This is a genomic window from Cupriavidus sp. 8B (genome assembly GCF_054589115.1).
On sequence record NZ_BAAILO010000377.1, the window covers coordinates 1 to 16,900 of the forward strand.

Genomic DNA, 16,900 nt, shown 5'->3' on the forward strand with positions numbered 1-16,900 from the left:
CCTCGTCTATGGCCAAGGGCCTTCCCATCTTCCCCATGACTGCATCTCCATGTTCAGTTTAGGAAGAATAGGTCTTTCTTTCTTTTGTCTCCACCCCTCCATGTCAGGATACTTGTCGCCTCCGTCTTCTTTGATGAAGCAAAATGGAGGGCGGTGTGCGACTGGAAGATGAAGCGATATACGGCCGAGCGCCGGGAGTGGGCGGTTGAGCAGATGATGCCCCCGCTTAACCGATCAATAGTGGAGTTGGCCAAGGCCACGGGGATCACGACAGTGACCTTGAGGACGTGGCGCGAGATGGCGAGAGCTGCAGGAAGAATTGTGCCGGGTGACGGGAAGCAAAGTGATCAATGGTCCAGTGTGGACAAGTTTCGCGTGGTGCTCGAGACGGCGCCGCTGAGCGAAGCGGAGCTGTCTGAATACTGCCGGTTGAAGGGCATTCTGCCGGAGCAGATCCAGGAGTGGCGTGCGGCGTGCGAGCAGGCCAATGCGTCGGCCCCGGCCAAGCGTACCTTGGTGCAGCGTCGGGAAGACGAAGCGGCGCGCAAACGCGTGCGTGAACTGGAGCGCGAGCTCAAGCGCAAGAATGCGGCGTTGGCGGAAACGGCAGCGCTGCTGGTTCTGCAAAAAAAAGCCGCAGCGATCTGGGGACGGGACGAGGAAGACTGATCAGCACCCCGGATCGCTTTGAAGCCATACAGTTGATCGATGAAGCGGTGAGCGCGGGGGCGCGACAGGAGTTGGCCTGCGAGGCGCTTGGGTTGACCGAGCGGACCTTGCAGCGCTGGCGGCATGCCCCAGCCGACAGGCGGCCCGAGGTGCGTCGTGACGCGCCCGCCAACAAGCTCAGCGAAGCGGAACGGCAGGCGTTGCTGACGGCGGCAAATCAGCCTGGCTACGCCAGCCTGACGCCGCACCAGATCGTGCCGAAGCTGGCGGACGAAGGGATCTACCTGGCGTCGGAATCGACGTTCTACCGAGTCCTGAAGGCGGCTGGCCAAGGCCTGCGGCGTGGCCGCAGCAAGGCCCCGAGCGCGCGTCCGCTGACGACGCACCGGGCCGAAGGTCCGAACCAGGTGTGGTGCTGGGACATCACTTGGCTACCGACCACAGTCAAGGGACGGTTCTTCTACTGGTACATGATGAAGGACATTTACAGCCGCAAGCTGGTGGCCAATGAGGTGCATGCAAGCGAGTCGGCCGAGCACGCCAGTCGTCTGCTGACACACGGTTGCTTGCGCGAGCAGACGGCGGGCCGCCCGCTGGTGCTGCACTCGGACAACGGCACGGCCATGAAGGGGGCGAGCATGCTGGCAACGATGCATGACTTGGGTGTGGTGCCGTCCTACAGCCGGCCGAGGGTGAGCAACGACAACGCCTATGCCGAAGCGTTGTTCCGCACGGCGAAGTACTGCCCGTTGTGGCCGGAGCGCCCATTCGAGAGCCTGGAGCAAGCGCGTGCCTGGGTACTGAGCTTTGTGCGCTGGTACAACGACGAGCACCGCCACAGCAGCCTGAAATACGTCACGCCAAACCAGCGACATCAGGGCAAAGCGACCGCCCTGCTGGCGCAGCGCACGGCGCTGTATCAGGCCGCGCGAGCCCGGAATCCGCAGCGTTGGGCCGCGGGCATCCGTAACTGGCAGCTAGCCGATGTCGTGTACCTGAACCCGGAACGAGCACAGCAAAACGTGGAGGACCACAAGAAAGCAGCGTAACGGCTGAGGCGACAATTACCTTGACACACGCCGCCACCCTCAAAGAAAACTAACGAAAAGAAAGCCGCCCTGCCGGGAGCAGAGCAATAAGGCTGTTTTTGCCTCTGTGGTTGCGTCGTACGGCCCCGAGTGTTGGCTGGCGTGCCTTACCGGCTTTAGGGTCATCTCAACTGCATGACCCATGGGTATCGTGGTGCGGCCCCTGACCTCGCGTGCGGTGATCATTCCCACATCTGCCGTTCGCGGTTCGAAGGGCCGCGATGCTCCCCACGTTGCTGGTTTCGTGGTTTTGTCTCTGGCGGCGAATGCCCGGCCATTTGATGCCCTGCCGTACCGGCGCTGCTGGCGCCTTGCTCTCAGCGCCCCTGGTTTCGTGGTGGGCGCCGTGGCCCGTCCGCGAGGGTCACGCTCGAACATCACCGCGCCTGCCCTCCGAGACAAAACCACGAAACCAGCCACACCCGAAACGGCGCAGCCCCTCGCGCCGCGAACGGCAGATGGTCGAACGCGCACCGCACACGAGGTCAGGGGCCGCGCCACGTAACCCATGGGTCATGCAGTAGCGATGTCCTTTGGGCCGGTGGGACACGCCAGCCAACACTCAGGGCCGTACGACGCAACCACCCCCATCGAACAGCCTTATTGCTCTGCTCCCGGCAGGGCGGCTTTCTTCTCGTTAGTCTTCTTTGCCGCGCAAAGAAGAGTGACCGGCAGCCCCCGCAGGGGGATGTCGTATGGCACTTGGGTCCAAAAACCAACGCCGCCCAAAGAAGCAGCAAAAGACCCGCGCATGGAGGCACGTGGGTCCAAAAACCAACACCGCCCAAAGAAGCAGCAAAAGACCCGCGCATGGAGGCACGTGGGCCCAAAAACCAACACCGCAAACATCACATCCCAAGCCCACATCAAGCGCCAATTGTTTGCCGCCCCCAGCACCCCACCCCCTAACCGCGTAAAATCTCCAATTAGCCGTGCGCCCGCAGCCATACCTAAAAATCCCCCGGACCCCGCAAGGCCCACCGGATGCCAAGATGGCTGCAAAAAAATTAGCACGACCGTTCACAAAATTCCGTTTCGCGGATACTATAGCCTTCGACGGGCTGGAAACATCATGAAGGTGCTCGACCTGCGCTGCGCGCAAGACCATCGTTTCGAGGGCTGGTTTGCTTCGGAGGACGACGCGCAATCGCAGATTTCGCAAAATCTCGTCCAATGTCCGGTCTGCGAAGACCATGCCATCACCCGGTTGCCCAGCGCGCCGCGCCTGAATCTCTCGGGAGCGGCCGCCGCGCCGGCGGGCAAGCCGGCCGGGGCGAAGGCCCCTGCGGCGCCGGCAACACTGCAGTCGCTTTACCTGAAGGCGGTAAAGCAGGTGCTGGCGCAGACCGAGGACGTGGGCGAACGCTTTGCCGAAGAGGCTAGGCGCATGCATTACGACGAAGCGCCGGAACGCGGGATCCGCGGAACGGCTTCGCCGGATGAAGTGCAGGCGCTTGCCGACGAAGGCATCGATACTTTCCAGCTCGTGGTGCCGGATGCGCTCAAGCAGACGGCTCACTGAATAGCGTCCTGTGCCCAAGGCAGTGTTCTTGCCGGCGCATGACGCGCTAGCTAGAACAATTTGCCGGTCTCACACCGGCATCACTGGAGACGGGCATGGATCTCAACTATTCGGCGTCCGACGATGCCTTCCGCGCCGAAGTGCGCGGCTGGCTGGAGGCCAACCTGCCGGCGGAAATCAGCAGCAAGATTCTGAACCACCGCCGCCCCAACCGCGACGACCTGGTGCGCTGGCACAAGCTGCTGGCGGGCCGCGGCTGGTCCGCGCCGCACTGGCCGGTGCAGTACGGCGGCACGGGCTGGAACGCCACGCAGCGCCATATCTGGGACGAGGAAAATGCCCGCGTCGGCGCGCCCGGCGTGCTGCCCTTCGGCGTGGCCATGGTCGCGCCCGTGATCATGAAGTACGGCAGCGAAGCGCAGAAGGACTACTACCTGCCGCGCATCCTGGATTGCACCGACTGGTGGTGCCAGGGTTACTCCGAGCCGGGCTCGGGTTCCGATCTGGCGTCGCTGAAGACCCGCGCTGAACTCACCTCCGACGGCAAGCACTACATTGTCAACGGCCAGAAGACCTGGACCACGCTCGGCCAGCACGCCGACATGATCTTCTGCCTGGTCCGCACCGATCCCGAAGCCAAGAAGCAGGAGGGCATCTCCTTCCTGCTGATCGACATGAAGACCCCGGGCATCACCGTGCGCCCCATCATCATGCTCGACGAAGAGCACGAAGTGAATGAAGTGTTCTTCGACAACGTCGAGGTGCCGGTGGAGAACCGCGTGGGCGAGGTAAACCGCGGCTGGACCTACGCCAAGTACCTGCTTGGCCATGAGCGCACCGGCATTGCCCGCGTGGGCAACTCCAAGCGCGAGCTGGGCTTCCTCAAGCGCGTTGCCAAGCAACAGCAAAAGAACGGCCGCCCGCTGCTGGAAGATCCGTTGTTCGGCGCCAAGGTTGCTGCGCTGGAAATCGAGTTGATGGCACTGGAACTGACCGTGCTGCGCGTGGTGTCGAGCGAGAGCGCCGGCAAGGGCCCCGGCCCCGAGGCTTCGATGCTCAAGATCAAGGGCACCGAGATCCAGCAGATGCTGACCGAGCTGATGGTGGAGGCTGTCGGCCCCTACGCGCAGCCGTTCGACACCGCCTACCTGGAGTGCGAACACGAGCACGCGGTGACCGGCTACGACGATGCCGCGCCGCTGGCCGCTTACTACTTCAACTATCGCAAGACCTCCATCTACGGCGGGTCCAACGAAATTCAGAAGAACATCATCAGCCAGATGATCCTGGGGCTGTGAGGAGACACGCGATATGAACTTCAATCTCAGCGACGAACAGAAGCAACTGGCTGACGCCGTCCACCGCTTCATCGATAAAGACTACGATTTCGAAACCCGCAAGAAGGGCATCAAGGCCGAAGCCGGCCATAGCGATGCCGCCTGGGGCGCGCTGGTCGAGCTCGGCCTGACCGCGCTGCCGGTGCCGGAAGCGCAGGGCGGTTTCTCGGGCACGCCCGTCGACATGATGGTGGTGATGCAGGAACTGGGCCGCGGCCTGGTGGTCGAGCCATACTTCGCCACCGTGGTAGCCGCCTACGCGCTCAAGCTGGCCGGCGGCCAGGACGCGCTGCTGGAGCAGGTTGCCGGTGGCGAGCTGAAGCTGGCCACCGCCTTCAACGAGCCGCATGCCCGCTATGCGCTCAACGACGTGCGCGTGACCGCCAAGGGCGGCAAGCTCAACGGCCGCAAGGTCGTGACCATCCACGGCGCGCAAGCCGGCAAGCTGGTTGTGTCGGCCCGCACCAGCGGCGCCGATGCCGATACCAATGGCATTTCGCTGTTCCTGGTGGACCCGAAGGCGGCCGGCGTCGGCATCACCGACTACCGCACCATCGATAACCTGCGCGCTGCCGATATCACCTTCAAGGATGCACAGGGCGAGTTGCTGGGCACCGAGGGCGCGGCGTTTGCGCTGATCGAGCAGGTGGCTGACTACGCCGCCGTGCTGCTGTGCGCTGAAGCCGTTGGCGTGATGGACACGCTCAACGCCGCCACGCTGGAGTACGCCAAGACCCGCCAGCAGTTCGGCGTGCCGATCGCGCGCTTCCAGGCGCTGCAGCACCGCATGGTGGAGATGTTCATCCACGCCGAGCAGTCGCGTTCCATCACGCTGCTGGCCGCCGCCAAGTTCGACGAGGCCAGCCCGGAAGAACGCCGTCGCTTTGCCTCCGCGGCCAAGGCACGCGTGGGCCAGGCGGCTCGCTCGGTCGGCCAGGAAGCCGTGCAGATCCACGGTGGCATGGGCGTCACCGATGAACTGCCGGCGGCGCACATGTTCAAGCGCCTGACGCTGATCAACACCACCTTCGGGGATGTCGATCATCACCTGTCGCGCTTTGCGGCGCAACCTGGCTTCCTGGAAACGGTCTGATCCAGGTGGCATCAAAGAACCGCGCCGGTTGTTCCAGGCGCGGTTTTTTGTTATGTATGGATCTCGTGTTTTGCAGTGCGTTTCGCGTGTCCCGTATTCACTGATTCCCCGTTGACGGAGCGATTCATGTCCACCCTGTATTTCGAAGACTTCGCCGTCGGCAGCAAGCGCGACCTCGGGTCCCACCTGGTGACGGAGGAGGAGATCCTGGCCTTCGCCCGCCAGTACGATCCCCAGCCTTTCCACGTCGACAAGGAAGCCGCGCAAAAAAGCATCTACAAGAATCTCATCTCCAGCGGCTGGATGACCTGCTCGATCATGATGCGCCTGCTGGTGGATAACATGACCTCCAAGGCGGCCAGCATGGGCTCGCCCGGCGTGGACGAAATCCGTTGGCTCAAGCCGGTTTATGCGGGCGATACGCTGAGCGTGTCGCTGGTGGTGCTGGATGCGCGCGCATCCTCGTCCAAGCCGGACCGCGGCGTGGTGCACACCCAGTGGGAGGCCACCAACCAGCGCGGCGAACTGGTCTGCACCGTCAAGGGCATGGGCATGTACGGACGGCGGCCTGCCTGATGCGCCAAAGCCGCTTGATATAACGGTGGTGTTTACTCCCTCCCCCAGCCCCTCCCGCACGCGGGAGAGGGGAGCAAGGCATCACCCCCGACTGAACCCCGGCCATCCCGGCCAGCACAACAACAACAAGGAGACACCATGCGCACCATCGCTTCGCTCGAAGAACTGGAAAGCCTGCAGGGCCAGGAAGTGGCCATCAGCGACTGGATCGAGATCACCCAGCAGCAGGTCAACCAGTTCGCCGAAGCCACCGGCGATCATCAATGGATCCACGTCGACGTGGAGCGCGCCCGCCGCGAATCGCCGTTCGGCGGGCCGGTGGCGCATGGCTTCCTGACCTTGTCGCTGCTGCCGGCGTTCATGCACAACGCGATCGACATGCCCGGCGTGAAGATGGGCGTCAACTATGGCCTGAACCGCGTGCGCTTTACCGCGCCGGTGCCGGTCGGCAGCCGCTTGCGTGCGCGCGTGAAGCTGCTATCGGTGGAGCGCCTGGAGCCGCTGCCGAACGCGCCCGCGCTGGTCGGCGCCCAGTCCAACTGGGAAGTCACGGTGGAGCGCGAGGGCAGCGAGCGCCCGGTATGCGTGGCGGAATCCATCAGCCGCCGCTACTCGTAATGCAGGCGGGGCGCCGCCACACCAGGGTGCGCGGCGGCCCGCGCCGCTTCTTTATCGGCGCTGGTCATGCGGGCGCCATTTCAAGGTGACCTACATGCCCGGCAGCGCAAGCGATCTCGGCGATCTCGGCAAGTCCATGCTCAAGGCGGGCTCGCTCTATCTCTGGGAGATCGTGCGCTGCTGCGTTGCCGGGCTGGTCCTCAGCCTGATCGCATTCACGCTGGTGGCCAAGGGCAGCGCAGGGATGAGCTGGCCGCTCGCGGCGGCTGCGGCGGTGTTATTGATCGGTTTTCCCATAGCTTATTTCGTGGTTGGCCAGCAGCGCGCGCTCGACCGTGTGCTCGGCACGCTGGCGAACGCGCATGGCGAGCGCTTCTACGACGCCACGCTGGGGCGCTTCGTCGACTCGCTGCAAGCGCAGCAACCCGGCGCCCTGGCCAGCCTGCTTGCCAAGCCGCAAGCATTGACGGCCCGCTTGCGCGATTTTCTCGAGGACAGCGAGCGCATGCCCCGGCTGGCGCGCCGCGTGGCGCTGCATCTCTCGGACAAGGTGATTGCGGCGGTGCCGTTTGCCGGGCTGGCTGCGCAGGACGCGCCGGCGGCCTTGCGCACGGCTGCCGTCAACGCGCTGCAGGACCAGTTTGACGCGTCGTGGCAGCCGTTCCTGATCGTTGCCGCGGGCCAGGCCGCCGCAGCCGGCGCGGCCTGGTGGTGGCTGTCCCGCTAGGCGCAGCTCAGGCCGGCGAGCGCGCGGCCGCCATGTCTTGGGGCGAGGCCGCCAGCGCCTTTGCGGAACGCTCGGGATTGAGCCAGCACAGGCCAATCACACCGCTGGCCAGCAGTAGCAAAGCATTGATCGTGAAGCCCACTTCGAAGCCCCCGTTCATGCCATGGCGCTGCACCAGTTGCCCCACCACCGCCGGTGCCAGGATGCCGGCCAGCGTGATCAGCGCCGTGTGGATGGACAACACGCTGCCGCGCTGGCCCTCCGGCACGATCTGCGCGAGCATGGCTGGCGTCAGTGCGAACGCCACGGGTGGCAGGCATGCCGCTACGGCAATCAGCAAGGTCTTGGGCACCGGCGCCAGCGTGATCGACGCGATCGCCAGGTACACGCCGCCGCCTGCCAGCGCGGCCACCGAGATGACCGCGCCACGCGCGAGCCGCGACGATGCGCCCGCGCGCAGCATGCGCTGCGACAACCAGCTAAGGATCAGCGTGACGGGCATGGCCGAGGCCACGATGGCCGCATACCAGCGCCCGGTGGTGACCGGGTCGAAGCCCAGGCCCTTTTCCAGGTAGGCGGGCAGCCAGGTCAGCCCCAGCGCCAGCGCCCAGTACGCGCAGAAGCCAACGGCCAGGCAGGCCAGCACGGTCGGGTCGCGGAAGATGCGGCGATAGGGCTGGCGCACGGGCGTGGCCACGGTGCCGGCGCGTGGCGCGCTTGCCTGCGACAGCGGTCCCTCGCGCCCCACGCAGAGCCACATCGCGCTCCACGCCATGCCGATGCCGGCCAGGATCATGAAATTGGCGCGCCAGCCCCATCGTATCGTCACCAGTGGGATCAGCAGTCCCGCCAGCAGCAGGCCCACGGTGGCCCCCTGGTTGATCATCGCCACCGGCAGGTTGCGCTTGTGGTCCGGAAACCATTTGAATAGCGCATGCACGGAGATCGGGAAGGCCGGCCCCTCGGCCGCGCCAAGCAGCATGCGGCACAGCAGGATGGTCATGGCCGATCCCGCCAGCGCCAGCGGGACCTGCAGCACGGCCCACGCCAAGCCCATCGCCAGCAGCAGCCAGCGCGTGGCCACGCGATTGGACAGAAAGCCGACCAGCACGGTGGATAGCGAGAACAGCCAGAAGAAGCTGCTGGCGATCAGGCCGAACTCGGCCGGCGCAAGCTTCAGGTCCGCCATCAGCGGCACCGCGACCATGCCCAGCACGATCTTGTCGAGGAAGTTGATCAGCGAAAGCCAGGTCAGCATCGAGGCCATGGCCCAGGCGCTGCGTGGCTGGTAGGTCGGAAGTGTATTCATCGGTCAGCCTCAGGATCGGTTCAACGTGTCGGCTTGGTGTGCGCTTGTGCTGGTGGTCGCTCAGTCCAGGTGCTGCTCGATCAGTGCGAGCAGGCGCTCGGGTTGCTCCAGCATCACCAGGTGCCCGCTGTCGATCTCCGCGTAGCTGGCGTCGCCAAGCGCCTCGGCAAGCGCGCGGCAATGCGCCGGCGGCACCATCTGGTCGTGGCGCATGCCGATCACAAGCGTGGCGGCGCGGATGCGTGCCAGCAGCGGTGTGATGTCGATGGTGGCGTCGAGCGCGGCCTGGCGGTCGCTGCCGGGCGCCAAGCCTGCGCCGAAACGCCGCAGGATGCCCTCGACGGTGGCGTCGTCCATGGGTGCGATGAAGTGCTCCGATACGCCGTTGAGCAGGATCATGCGCGCCAGTTGCTTGCGGTCCGACTGCGCCAGCGACTGCCACAGCGCAAACAGCAGGCGCATGCGGCTATCGGTGCGCGCCCAGGCGCCGAACACCACCAGGCGCCGCACGCGCTCCGGCATCAGCGCAGCCGCGGCGGCGGCCACCACCCCGCCAAGCGAATAGCCGACCAGGTCCACGGGCGCATCGCCCGCAAGCGCCATGCAGGCGCGCACCTGTCCCACCAGCGCATCGAGCGTCAGCGGCCCGCCGTCGTCGCGGGTTTCGCCGGAGCCCGCAAGGTCCAGCGCCAGGCAGCGCCTGCGCTGCGCGAGCCCGGGCAGCAGCGCGGCCCAGTTGGTCTCCGCGCTGGAACTGGTGCCGTGCACAAGCAGGGTGGGGCGGCCGGTGCCGGCCTCGATCAGGCTGGTCTGGATGGGTTCCGACGCGATGGCCAGACGTTGCATGGCGAACTCCATAGGCTTCTCCTGGCGGGCTGGTTTGGCAAAATGACGCGGCAGGCTTACTGGGCAGTGGTGCCGCCATCGACCGTGAACTGCGAGCCTGTGATGTAGCGGCCCTCGTCGCTGGCGGGGCAACGCTATGACGGCTTGCCGGCGTGGCGCAGCACAAAGTGCCCCCAGTCCGGCTTGCGCGTCTTCCACCAATAGGCGGTGGCATGGCTCGACCAGTTGTTGATGACCCTGCCGCTCGCCGACTTGTACCAACTGCTGCACGAGCCGGCCCACGCGGTCTGGCCGATGGCCGCCTGCAATGCCTGGTTGAAGCGCGTCACCACCTCCGGGCGCACTTCCATGGAGGCGAAGCGCGCTGAGCGGCAGGCCTGGATGCACTGCAGGACATAGCGCGCCTGGCACTCGAGCATGAAGATGATGGAGTTGTGGCCCAGGTTGGTATTGGGGCCGTACAGCACGAACAGGTTGGGAAATCCCGGCGCCGTCATGCCCAGATGGGCCTCGGGATCCTCGCGCCACTGATCGGCCAGGGTGCGTCCATGGCGGCCGTGGATGCGGATCGGCGCGAGGAAGGAGCGGGCGTCGAAGCCGGTGGCGAAGATGATGGCGTCGGCCGGATGCCTGGCGCCGTCGGCGGTGACCACGGCGTCGGCGTCGACGCGGGCGATGCGGGTGGTCTCGACCTGGACGTTAGGCCGCTTGAGCGCCTGGTAGAAATCGTCGGATATCAGGATGCGCTTGCAGCCGATCGGGTAGTCCGGCGTGAGCTTGGCGCGCAGCGCGGGGTCGGCAATCATGTGCGCCAGGTAGCGGCGCGCCAGCGTTTCCAGTTCCCGGTTGCGCCCGCTGTCCCGTTGCATGCGCCCGAAGCGCAGCTCACGCTGCAGGTAGAGGTGCCAGCGATGCAGCCGCGCCGTCCACGGGTGACGCCCGAAGCGCGCCTGTTGCTCGGCGGTATAGGCCTCGCCGTTGCGCGGCAGCACCCAGTTGGCGCTGCGCTGGAACACCGTCAGCTTGCCCGCTTCCGGCGCGATGCGTGGAATGAACTGCAGCGCGCTGGCACCGTTGCCGATCACCGCGACCTGCTTGCCGCGCAGGTCGGCGTCATGCCGCCAGCGCGCGCAATGGAAGGCCGTGCCGGCAAAGCTGTCCAGCCCCGGGATGTCCGGCGCCAGCGGACGGTTGAGCTGCCCGGTGCCGCTGACAAGGATGCGCGCGGCGATGGTGTCGCCGTTACCTGTGCTCACCTGCCACAGGCAGGCGCCTTCGTCGTAGCGTGCCTCGGTGACCTCGATGCCGAAGCGGATATGCCCGAGCAGCCCGAAGCGCTCGGCGCAATGCTGCAGGTAGCGGTGTATCTCCGGCTGGGGCGAGTACGCGCTGGACCAGTCCGGCTTGGGCGCGAACGAAAAGCTGTAGAGATGGGAGGGGATGTCGCAGCCGCAGCCCGGGTAGGTGTTGTCCCGCCAGGTGCCGCCTACCGTGCCGGCCTTCTCCAGGATGACAAAGTCATCGATGCCGGCCTGCTTGAGCCGGATGCCCATGCACATGCCGGCCACGCCGGCGCCGATGATGACGATCTGGTCCGCGCCGGGCGTCGTTGACGCTTTCAATGGGCTGTCTCCATCGTGCTTTTACTTGGTAGTTGCGGCTCATCCGGCAACGCCGTGGCGCGCAATCGAGAGGCCACCATAGTGCCGATTCCGGATTCGGGCAAGTCACGGCGCAACATACGCACCGCCATGTGCCCCAATCTGAGTCAGCCGGCGGCGGCGCACAGGCTTGGTGCGTGACGCTTGCGCACTATCGTGGTGCGATGTGCGGCATTGCGACCGCTGAAGGCTCGCCAGACCGTGTGCACAGCCATGTATACAAGCTTGTATGCCATGGCATGCTAGTTGCAGAAGGTGTACCCGGGGTGCGTTGTTCCTTTATCCAACACGACAATCTGGGAGCTGCAATGAAAAGACGTGACATGCTGAAGCTGTCGGCGGTAGCCGCCGCGGCCTTGTTTGCAACGGCAGGCGTGAGCCCGCTGGTAATGGCGCAGTCCAAGGAACCGATCAAGATCGGTATCCTGCATTCGCTGTCCGGCACCATGGCCATTTCCGAGACTTCGCTCAAGGACGTGGCGCTGATGACCATCGACGAGATCAACAAGAGCGGCGGCGTGCTTGGCCGCAAGCTTGAGCCGGTCGTGGTCGATCCCGCTTCCAACTGGCCGCTGTTTGCCGAGAAGGCGCGCCAACTGATCACCAAGGACAAGGTCGCCGTCACGTTCGGCTGCTGGACCTCGGTGTCCCGCAAGTCGGTGCTGCCCGTTTATGAAGAGCTGAACTCGCTGCTGTTCTATCCGGTGCAGTACGAGGGCGAGGAGATGTCCAAGAACGTCTTCTACACCGGCGCGGCGCCCAACCAGCAGGCCATTCCCGCGGTGGAATACCTGATGAGCAAGGAAGGCGGCGGCGCCAAGCGTTTCTTCCTGCTCGGCACCGACTACGTCTACCCGCGCACCACCAACAAGATCCTGCGTGCCTTCCTGAAGAGCAAGGGCGTGGCGGACAAGGATATCGAAGAGGTCTACACGCCGTTCGGCCACAGCGACTACCAGACCATCGTCGCCAACATCAAGAAGTTCTCGCAGGGTGGCAAGACCGCGGTGATCTCCACCATCAACGGCGACTCCAACGTGCCCTTCTACAAGGAGCTGGGTAACGCCGGCCTGAAGGCCAAGGACGTGCCGGTGGTGGCGTTCTCGGTGGGCGAGGAAGAACTGCGCGGCATCGACACCAAGCCGCTGGTGGGCCACCTGGCCGCATGGAACTACTTCATGTCGGTCAAGAACCCGGAAAACGAAGCCTTCAAGAAGCAATGGGCGGCGTGGGTCAAGGCCAACAACCTGCCGGGCGGCGACAAGCGCGTGACCAACGACCCGATGGAAGCCACCTACGTGGGCATCCATATGTGGGCGCAAGCCGTGAAGAAGGCCGGCACCACCGACACCGACAAGGTCCGCGCCGCCATGTACGGCCAGACCTTCAAGGCCCCGGACGGCTTCACCCTGACCATGGGCGAGAACCATCACCTGTACAAGCCGGTGATGATCGGCGAGGTCAAGGGCGATGGCCAGTTCACGGTGGTGTGGAAGACCCCGAAGGCCGTGCGTGCGCAGCCGTGGAGCCCGTTCATCGCGGGTAACGAAGGCAAGCCGGACAAGGTGATGTAAGCAAGGGCTCTCGCTCAGCGCTCTCTTCCTCTCTCTCTTGCCTCGTGGCTGGTGAGGGAGGGGAGGGAGCCTGGCAGTGTCTTTGCCGCTTCCCATGCTGTCCGCCGCTTCGGCGCGGTGGGCGGCAAATCGTCACGCCGATCAAGGTGACGCGCGTGCTTCGTCGCGCGCGACTCTGCAAACCTTATGCACCGACCCTTATCGTTCTCTCTCGCTTCACGGTTGCGCGCCATGCTGGCCGCGCTGCTCCTGCTGGCCGCGTGCCCGCTGTGGGCCGCGCCGCTGACGCAGGCCGACCTGAAGCCGTTGGCCGAAGACGACTTCGATGCCAAGACCGCCGCGATCACCGCGCTGACCAAGGCACCGGTGGCGCAGGCCGGCCCCATTCTCAAGGCGTTGCAGGACGATACGCTGCAATACGCGCCCGGCGTCGGCATGGTGCGCCAGGACGCAGACAAGCTGGTGGATGCGATCAGCGGCAAGCCGGTCACGGTCAAGCCCGACGTGCTCGAAGCGCTCACCCTGAACAACAGCCTGCGCGCCATGGTGGACAGTGCCGCCAGCAGCACGCTGCTGCAATCGCCCGACGCGGCGGTGCGCACGCAGGCCGTCAATACGCTGCTGGACCAGCCGGGCAGCGCTTCGCGCCCGGTGGTCGAAGCCGCGCGCAAGGCCGAGGCCGATGCAGGGCTGCGCGCGAAGCTCGATGTGATCTGGGCCAATATCGTGCTGGCCGATGGCAACCGCGACGATCGCCTCGAAGCCATCCGCATCCTCGGGCGCGACAGCAATCCGCAGAGCCGCCAGAAACTGCAGCCATTGCTGGAAAAAGATGCCGCCGGCAACTATCGCGAGCCCGACGCCGAACTGCGCGGCGCCGCGCAGCAGGCGCTCGATGCCCTGCGCGGCGACCAGCGCCGCGCCGAGCTGATCGGCAACCTCTTCGCCGGCCTGAGCCTGGGCAGCGTGCTGCTGCTCGCCGCGCTGGGGCTGGCTATCACTTACGGCCTGATCGGCGTCATCAACATGGCGCACGGCGAATTCCTGATGATCGGCGCGTACGCCACGTACATGGTGCAGGGCGTGTTCCGCGCGCACTTCGCCAGCGCGTTCGACTGGTACCTGCTGTTCGCGTTGCCGGCATCGTTCCTCGCCTCCGCCGTGGTCGGCTTCGTGCTGGAGCGGCTGGTGCTGCGCCATCTCTACGGCCGTCCGCTGGAGACGCTGCTGGCCACCTTCGGCGTGAGCCTGCTGCTGATGCAGACGGTGCGCACCCTGTTTGGCGCGCAGAACGTGGAAGTGGCCAATCCGTCCTGGATGAGCGGCGGCATCGAATGGCTGCCTGGCATGGTGCTGCCGTACAACCGCATGGTCATCATCGTGTTTGCGCTGGCGGTGGTGGCAGTGGCCTGGGCTGTGCTCAACCGCACCCGCCTTGGCCTGTTCGTGCGCGCCACCACGCAGAACCGCACCATGGCGGCCTGCGTCGGCGTGCGCACCTGGAAGGTGGACAGCTACGCTTTTGCCTTCGGCGCGGGCATTGCCGGCCTGGGCGGCTGCGCGCTGTCGCAGATCGGCAATGTCGGCCCCGACCTCGGGCAGGCCTACATCATCGACTCCTTCATGGTGGTGGTGCTGGGCGGCGTGGGGCAGCTCGCAGGCACCATCATCGGCGCCTTTGGGCTGGGCCTGATCAACAAGTTCATCGAGCCGTTCTATGGCGCGGTGCTGGCCAAGATCTTTGTCCTGGTGCTGATCGTGCTCTTCATCCAGAAGCGCCCGCAGGGACTGTTCGCGCTCAAAGGGCGCAGCGCGGAGGCATGATGAAGACTTCACCCTCGAACCATTACGCGGCGGGTTTCCGGCTGGCCGTGCCTGAGCGCCAGCCGCTGTTCTCCGGACGCAGCTGGATGGCGTTGGCTCTGATCGCGCTGGTGGTAGGCATCGGCGTGCCGGTGTGCGCGCTGCTGGTGCCCGAAGGCCATCCCATGCATCTGTCGGCCTACGCGCTGACGCTGATCGGCAAGATCATGTGCTTCGCGCTGGCGGCGATCGCGCTGGACCTGGTATGGGGCTACTGCGGCATTCTCAGCCTCGGCCACGGCTTGTTCTTCGCGCTCGGCGGCTATGCCATGGGCATGTACCTGATGCGTAGCATTGGCCGCGAAGGCGTCTACAAGAGCGACCTGCCCGACTTCATGGTGTTCCTCGACTGGAAGGAGATGCCGTGGTTCTGGCACGGCACCGAGCATCTTGGCTACGCAATGCTGCTGGTGGTGCTGGTGCCGGGCGTGCTGGCATGGCTGTTCGGCTTCTTCGCCTTTCGCTCGCGCATCAAGGGCGTGTACCTGTCCATCATCACGCAGGCCATGACGTACGCGGCCATGCTGCTGTTCTTCCGTAACGAGACCGGCTTTGGCGGCAACAACGGCTTCACCGATTTCAAGCGCATCGCCGGCTTTGCCGTGGCCGCGCCGCAGACCCGCACCGCGCTGTTCGTGCTGACGTTCTTCGCCTTGCTGGCCGGCTTCATCGCCTGCCGCTACATCGTGACGTCCAAGCTCGGCCGCGTCGTGACCGCGATCCGCGATGCCGAGATGCGCGTGATGTTTTCGGGCTATAACCCGCTTGGCTACAAGCTGTTCGTGTGGACGTTCTCGGCCGTGCTGTGCGGCATCGCCGGCGCGCTCTACGTGCCGCAGGTGGGCATCATCAACCCGGGCGAGATGTCGCCGGCCAACTCCATCGAGATGGCGGTATGGGTGGCGGTGGGCGGACGGGGCACGCTGATCGGCCCGATCATCGGCGCTTTCATCGTCAATGGCGCCAAGACCATGTTCACGGCGTACTTCGCGGAGTACTGGCTGTTCCTGCTGGGCGCGATGTTCGTGCTGGTGACGCTGTATATGCCGGACGGCGTGATCGGCCTGCTCAAGCGCCTGCGCGGCCTGCGCGCAAGCCCGCAGGCCGCGCAGGGCAACGCCGCGAATGCGCCGGCGGCCGCCACCCGCAGCGGAGGTGAAGCATGAACGCAGCACTGGGAGCACAACAGGCGGAAAGCGGTGGCACCACCGGCCTGGGCCGCATCATGGAGCCGGGCGTCATCGACGTCTCGCACGGCCCCATCCTTTACTTGGAAGACGTGACCGTGCAGTTCGATGGCTTTCGCGCGCTGAACAAGCTCACGCTGTCGATCGACCACGGCGAGCTGCGCTGCGTGATCGGGCCCAATGGCGCGGGCAAGACCACCATGATGGATGTGATCACCGGCAAGACCGGGCCGCGCAACGCCAATGTGAGCGGGCGCGTGTTCCTGGGCCAGACCATCGACCTGATGCGCATGACCGAGCCCAGGATCGCGCAGACCGGCATCGGCCGCAAGTTCCAGAAGCCCACCGTGTTCGAGCAGCACGAAGTGTGGGAGAACCTGGAGCTGGCGATGAAAGGCGACAAGCGCTGGTTCACTTCATTGCGCGCGCGCCTGGGCGCCGAAGGGCATCGCCGCATCGAGCAAACGCTGGCGCTGACGGGGTTGGAGGATGAGGCCTATCGCCCGGCCGGCTTGCTGTCGCACGGCCAGAAGCAGCGGCTGGAAATCGGCATGCTGCTGATGCAGCAGCCGCAATTGCTGCTGCTCGACGAGCCGGTGGCGGGCATGACCGATGAAGAAACCATGCAGCTGGCCAAGCTGCTCAACAGCCTGCGCGGCACCTGCTCGATGATGGTGGTGGAGCACGACATGGAGTTCGTCGCGGCGCTGGCCGGCGATGCGGGCAAGGTGACCGTGCTGGCCGAGGGCAGCGTGCTGGCCGAAGGCACGCTCGACGCCGTCAAGCGCGAGGAGCGCGTGATCGAATCCTATCTCGGCCGCTAGGCGCTG

Annotated in this window: 14 protein-coding genes; 11 read left to right on the forward strand and 3 right to left on the reverse strand. The window is 65.4% G+C overall.

The features are described 5' to 3' along the window. Window positions 1-168 precede the first annotated feature (168 nt). The 7 genes from ACYP5B_RS34770 to ACYP5B_RS34800 all read left to right on the forward strand — a co-directional run bounded on the left by ACYP5B_RS34770 (window position 169) and on the right by ACYP5B_RS34800 (window position 7,630). Window positions 169-1,718 (forward strand): IS3 family transposase gene (locus ACYP5B_RS34770; RefSeq protein WP_459572684.1). Its coding sequence is split into 2 segments (ribosomal slippage): window positions 169-655 and window positions 655-1,718, totalling 1,551 coding nucleotides; the frame shifts between segments, so codons are not numbered across the junction. Window positions 1,719-2,829: 1,111 nt separating this feature from the next. Further along, entirely contained in the window at window positions 2,830-3,279 is a 450-nt protein-coding gene (locus tag ACYP5B_RS34775) for a DUF1178 family protein (protein WP_318236048.1), read from the forward strand. A gap of 95 nt (window positions 3,280-3,374) precedes the next feature. Then, entirely contained in the window at window positions 3,375-4,577 is a 1,203-nt protein-coding gene (locus ACYP5B_RS34780; RefSeq protein WP_459572685.1) for an acyl-CoA dehydrogenase family protein, read from the forward strand. Window positions 4,578-4,590: 13 nt separating this feature from the next. Beyond that, window positions 4,591-5,709 (forward strand): acyl-CoA dehydrogenase family protein, encoded by a 1,119-nt coding sequence (locus ACYP5B_RS34785; protein ID WP_459572686.1) that lies wholly within the window; start codon window positions 4,591-4,593, stop codon window positions 5,707-5,709. Between the two features lie 126 nt (window positions 5,710-5,835). After that, window positions 5,836-6,285, forward strand: coding sequence for a MaoC family dehydratase (locus ACYP5B_RS34790; RefSeq protein ID WP_318236050.1), 450 nt, complete (start codon window positions 5,836-5,838; stop codon window positions 6,283-6,285). Window positions 6,286-6,423: 138 nt separating this feature from the next. After that, the gene (locus tag ACYP5B_RS34795) at window positions 6,424-6,903 is read left to right on the forward strand and encodes a MaoC family dehydratase (protein ID WP_267606012.1); all 480 of its coding nucleotides are present in this window, start codon (window positions 6,424-6,426) and stop codon (window positions 6,901-6,903) included. 94 nt (window positions 6,904-6,997) lie between these two features. Next, entirely contained in the window at window positions 6,998-7,630 is a 633-nt protein-coding gene (locus ACYP5B_RS34800; RefSeq protein WP_459572687.1) for a hypothetical protein, read from the forward strand. A gap of 7 nt (window positions 7,631-7,637) precedes the next feature. Here ACYP5B_RS34800 and ACYP5B_RS34805 read toward each other — a convergent pair whose 3' ends face one another. From ACYP5B_RS34805 to ACYP5B_RS34815, 3 genes are all read right to left on the reverse strand, one after another. After that, on the reverse strand, window positions 7,638-8,939 hold the full coding sequence (locus tag ACYP5B_RS34805; protein ID WP_459572688.1) for an MFS transporter: 1,302 nt from the start codon (window positions 8,937-8,939) through the stop codon (window positions 7,638-7,640). Window positions 8,940-8,999: 60 nt separating this feature from the next. After that, the gene (locus ACYP5B_RS34810) at window positions 9,000-9,785 is read right to left on the reverse strand and encodes an alpha/beta fold hydrolase (RefSeq protein WP_459572690.1); all 786 of its coding nucleotides are present in this window, start codon (window positions 9,783-9,785) and stop codon (window positions 9,000-9,002) included. A gap of 134 nt (window positions 9,786-9,919) precedes the next feature. Then, window positions 9,920-11,407 (reverse strand): flavin-containing monooxygenase, encoded by a 1,488-nt coding sequence (locus tag ACYP5B_RS34815; protein ID WP_459572691.1) that lies wholly within the window; start codon window positions 11,405-11,407, stop codon window positions 9,920-9,922. Between the two features lie 347 nt (window positions 11,408-11,754). Between ACYP5B_RS34815 and urtA the strand changes: the two genes are divergently transcribed. The 4 genes from urtA (at window position 11,755) to urtD (ending at window position 16,894) form a co-directional block, all read left to right on the forward strand. After that, complete coding sequence (gene urtA, locus ACYP5B_RS34820; protein WP_267606018.1) at window positions 11,755-13,020, forward strand: urea ABC transporter substrate-binding protein; 1,266 nt, start codon at window positions 11,755-11,757, stop codon at window positions 13,018-13,020. A gap of 186 nt (window positions 13,021-13,206) precedes the next feature. Next, window positions 13,207-14,844: an urea ABC transporter permease subunit UrtB gene (urtB, locus tag ACYP5B_RS34825; protein ID WP_267606019.1), complete on the forward strand. Its 1,638-nt coding sequence runs from the start codon at window positions 13,207-13,209 to the stop codon at window positions 14,842-14,844. Next, entirely contained in the window at window positions 14,844-16,049 is a 1,206-nt protein-coding gene (gene urtC / locus ACYP5B_RS34830) for an urea ABC transporter permease subunit UrtC (protein WP_459572724.1), read from the forward strand. Before urtB ends, urtC begins: the two co-directional genes overlap by 1 nt. After that, window positions 16,046-16,894, forward strand: a complete 849-nt coding sequence (gene urtD / locus ACYP5B_RS34835; RefSeq protein ID WP_267606021.1) for an urea ABC transporter ATP-binding protein UrtD — start codon at window positions 16,046-16,048, stop codon at window positions 16,892-16,894. Before urtC ends, urtD begins: the two co-directional genes overlap by 4 nt. Window positions 16,895-16,900 lie beyond the last annotated feature (6 nt).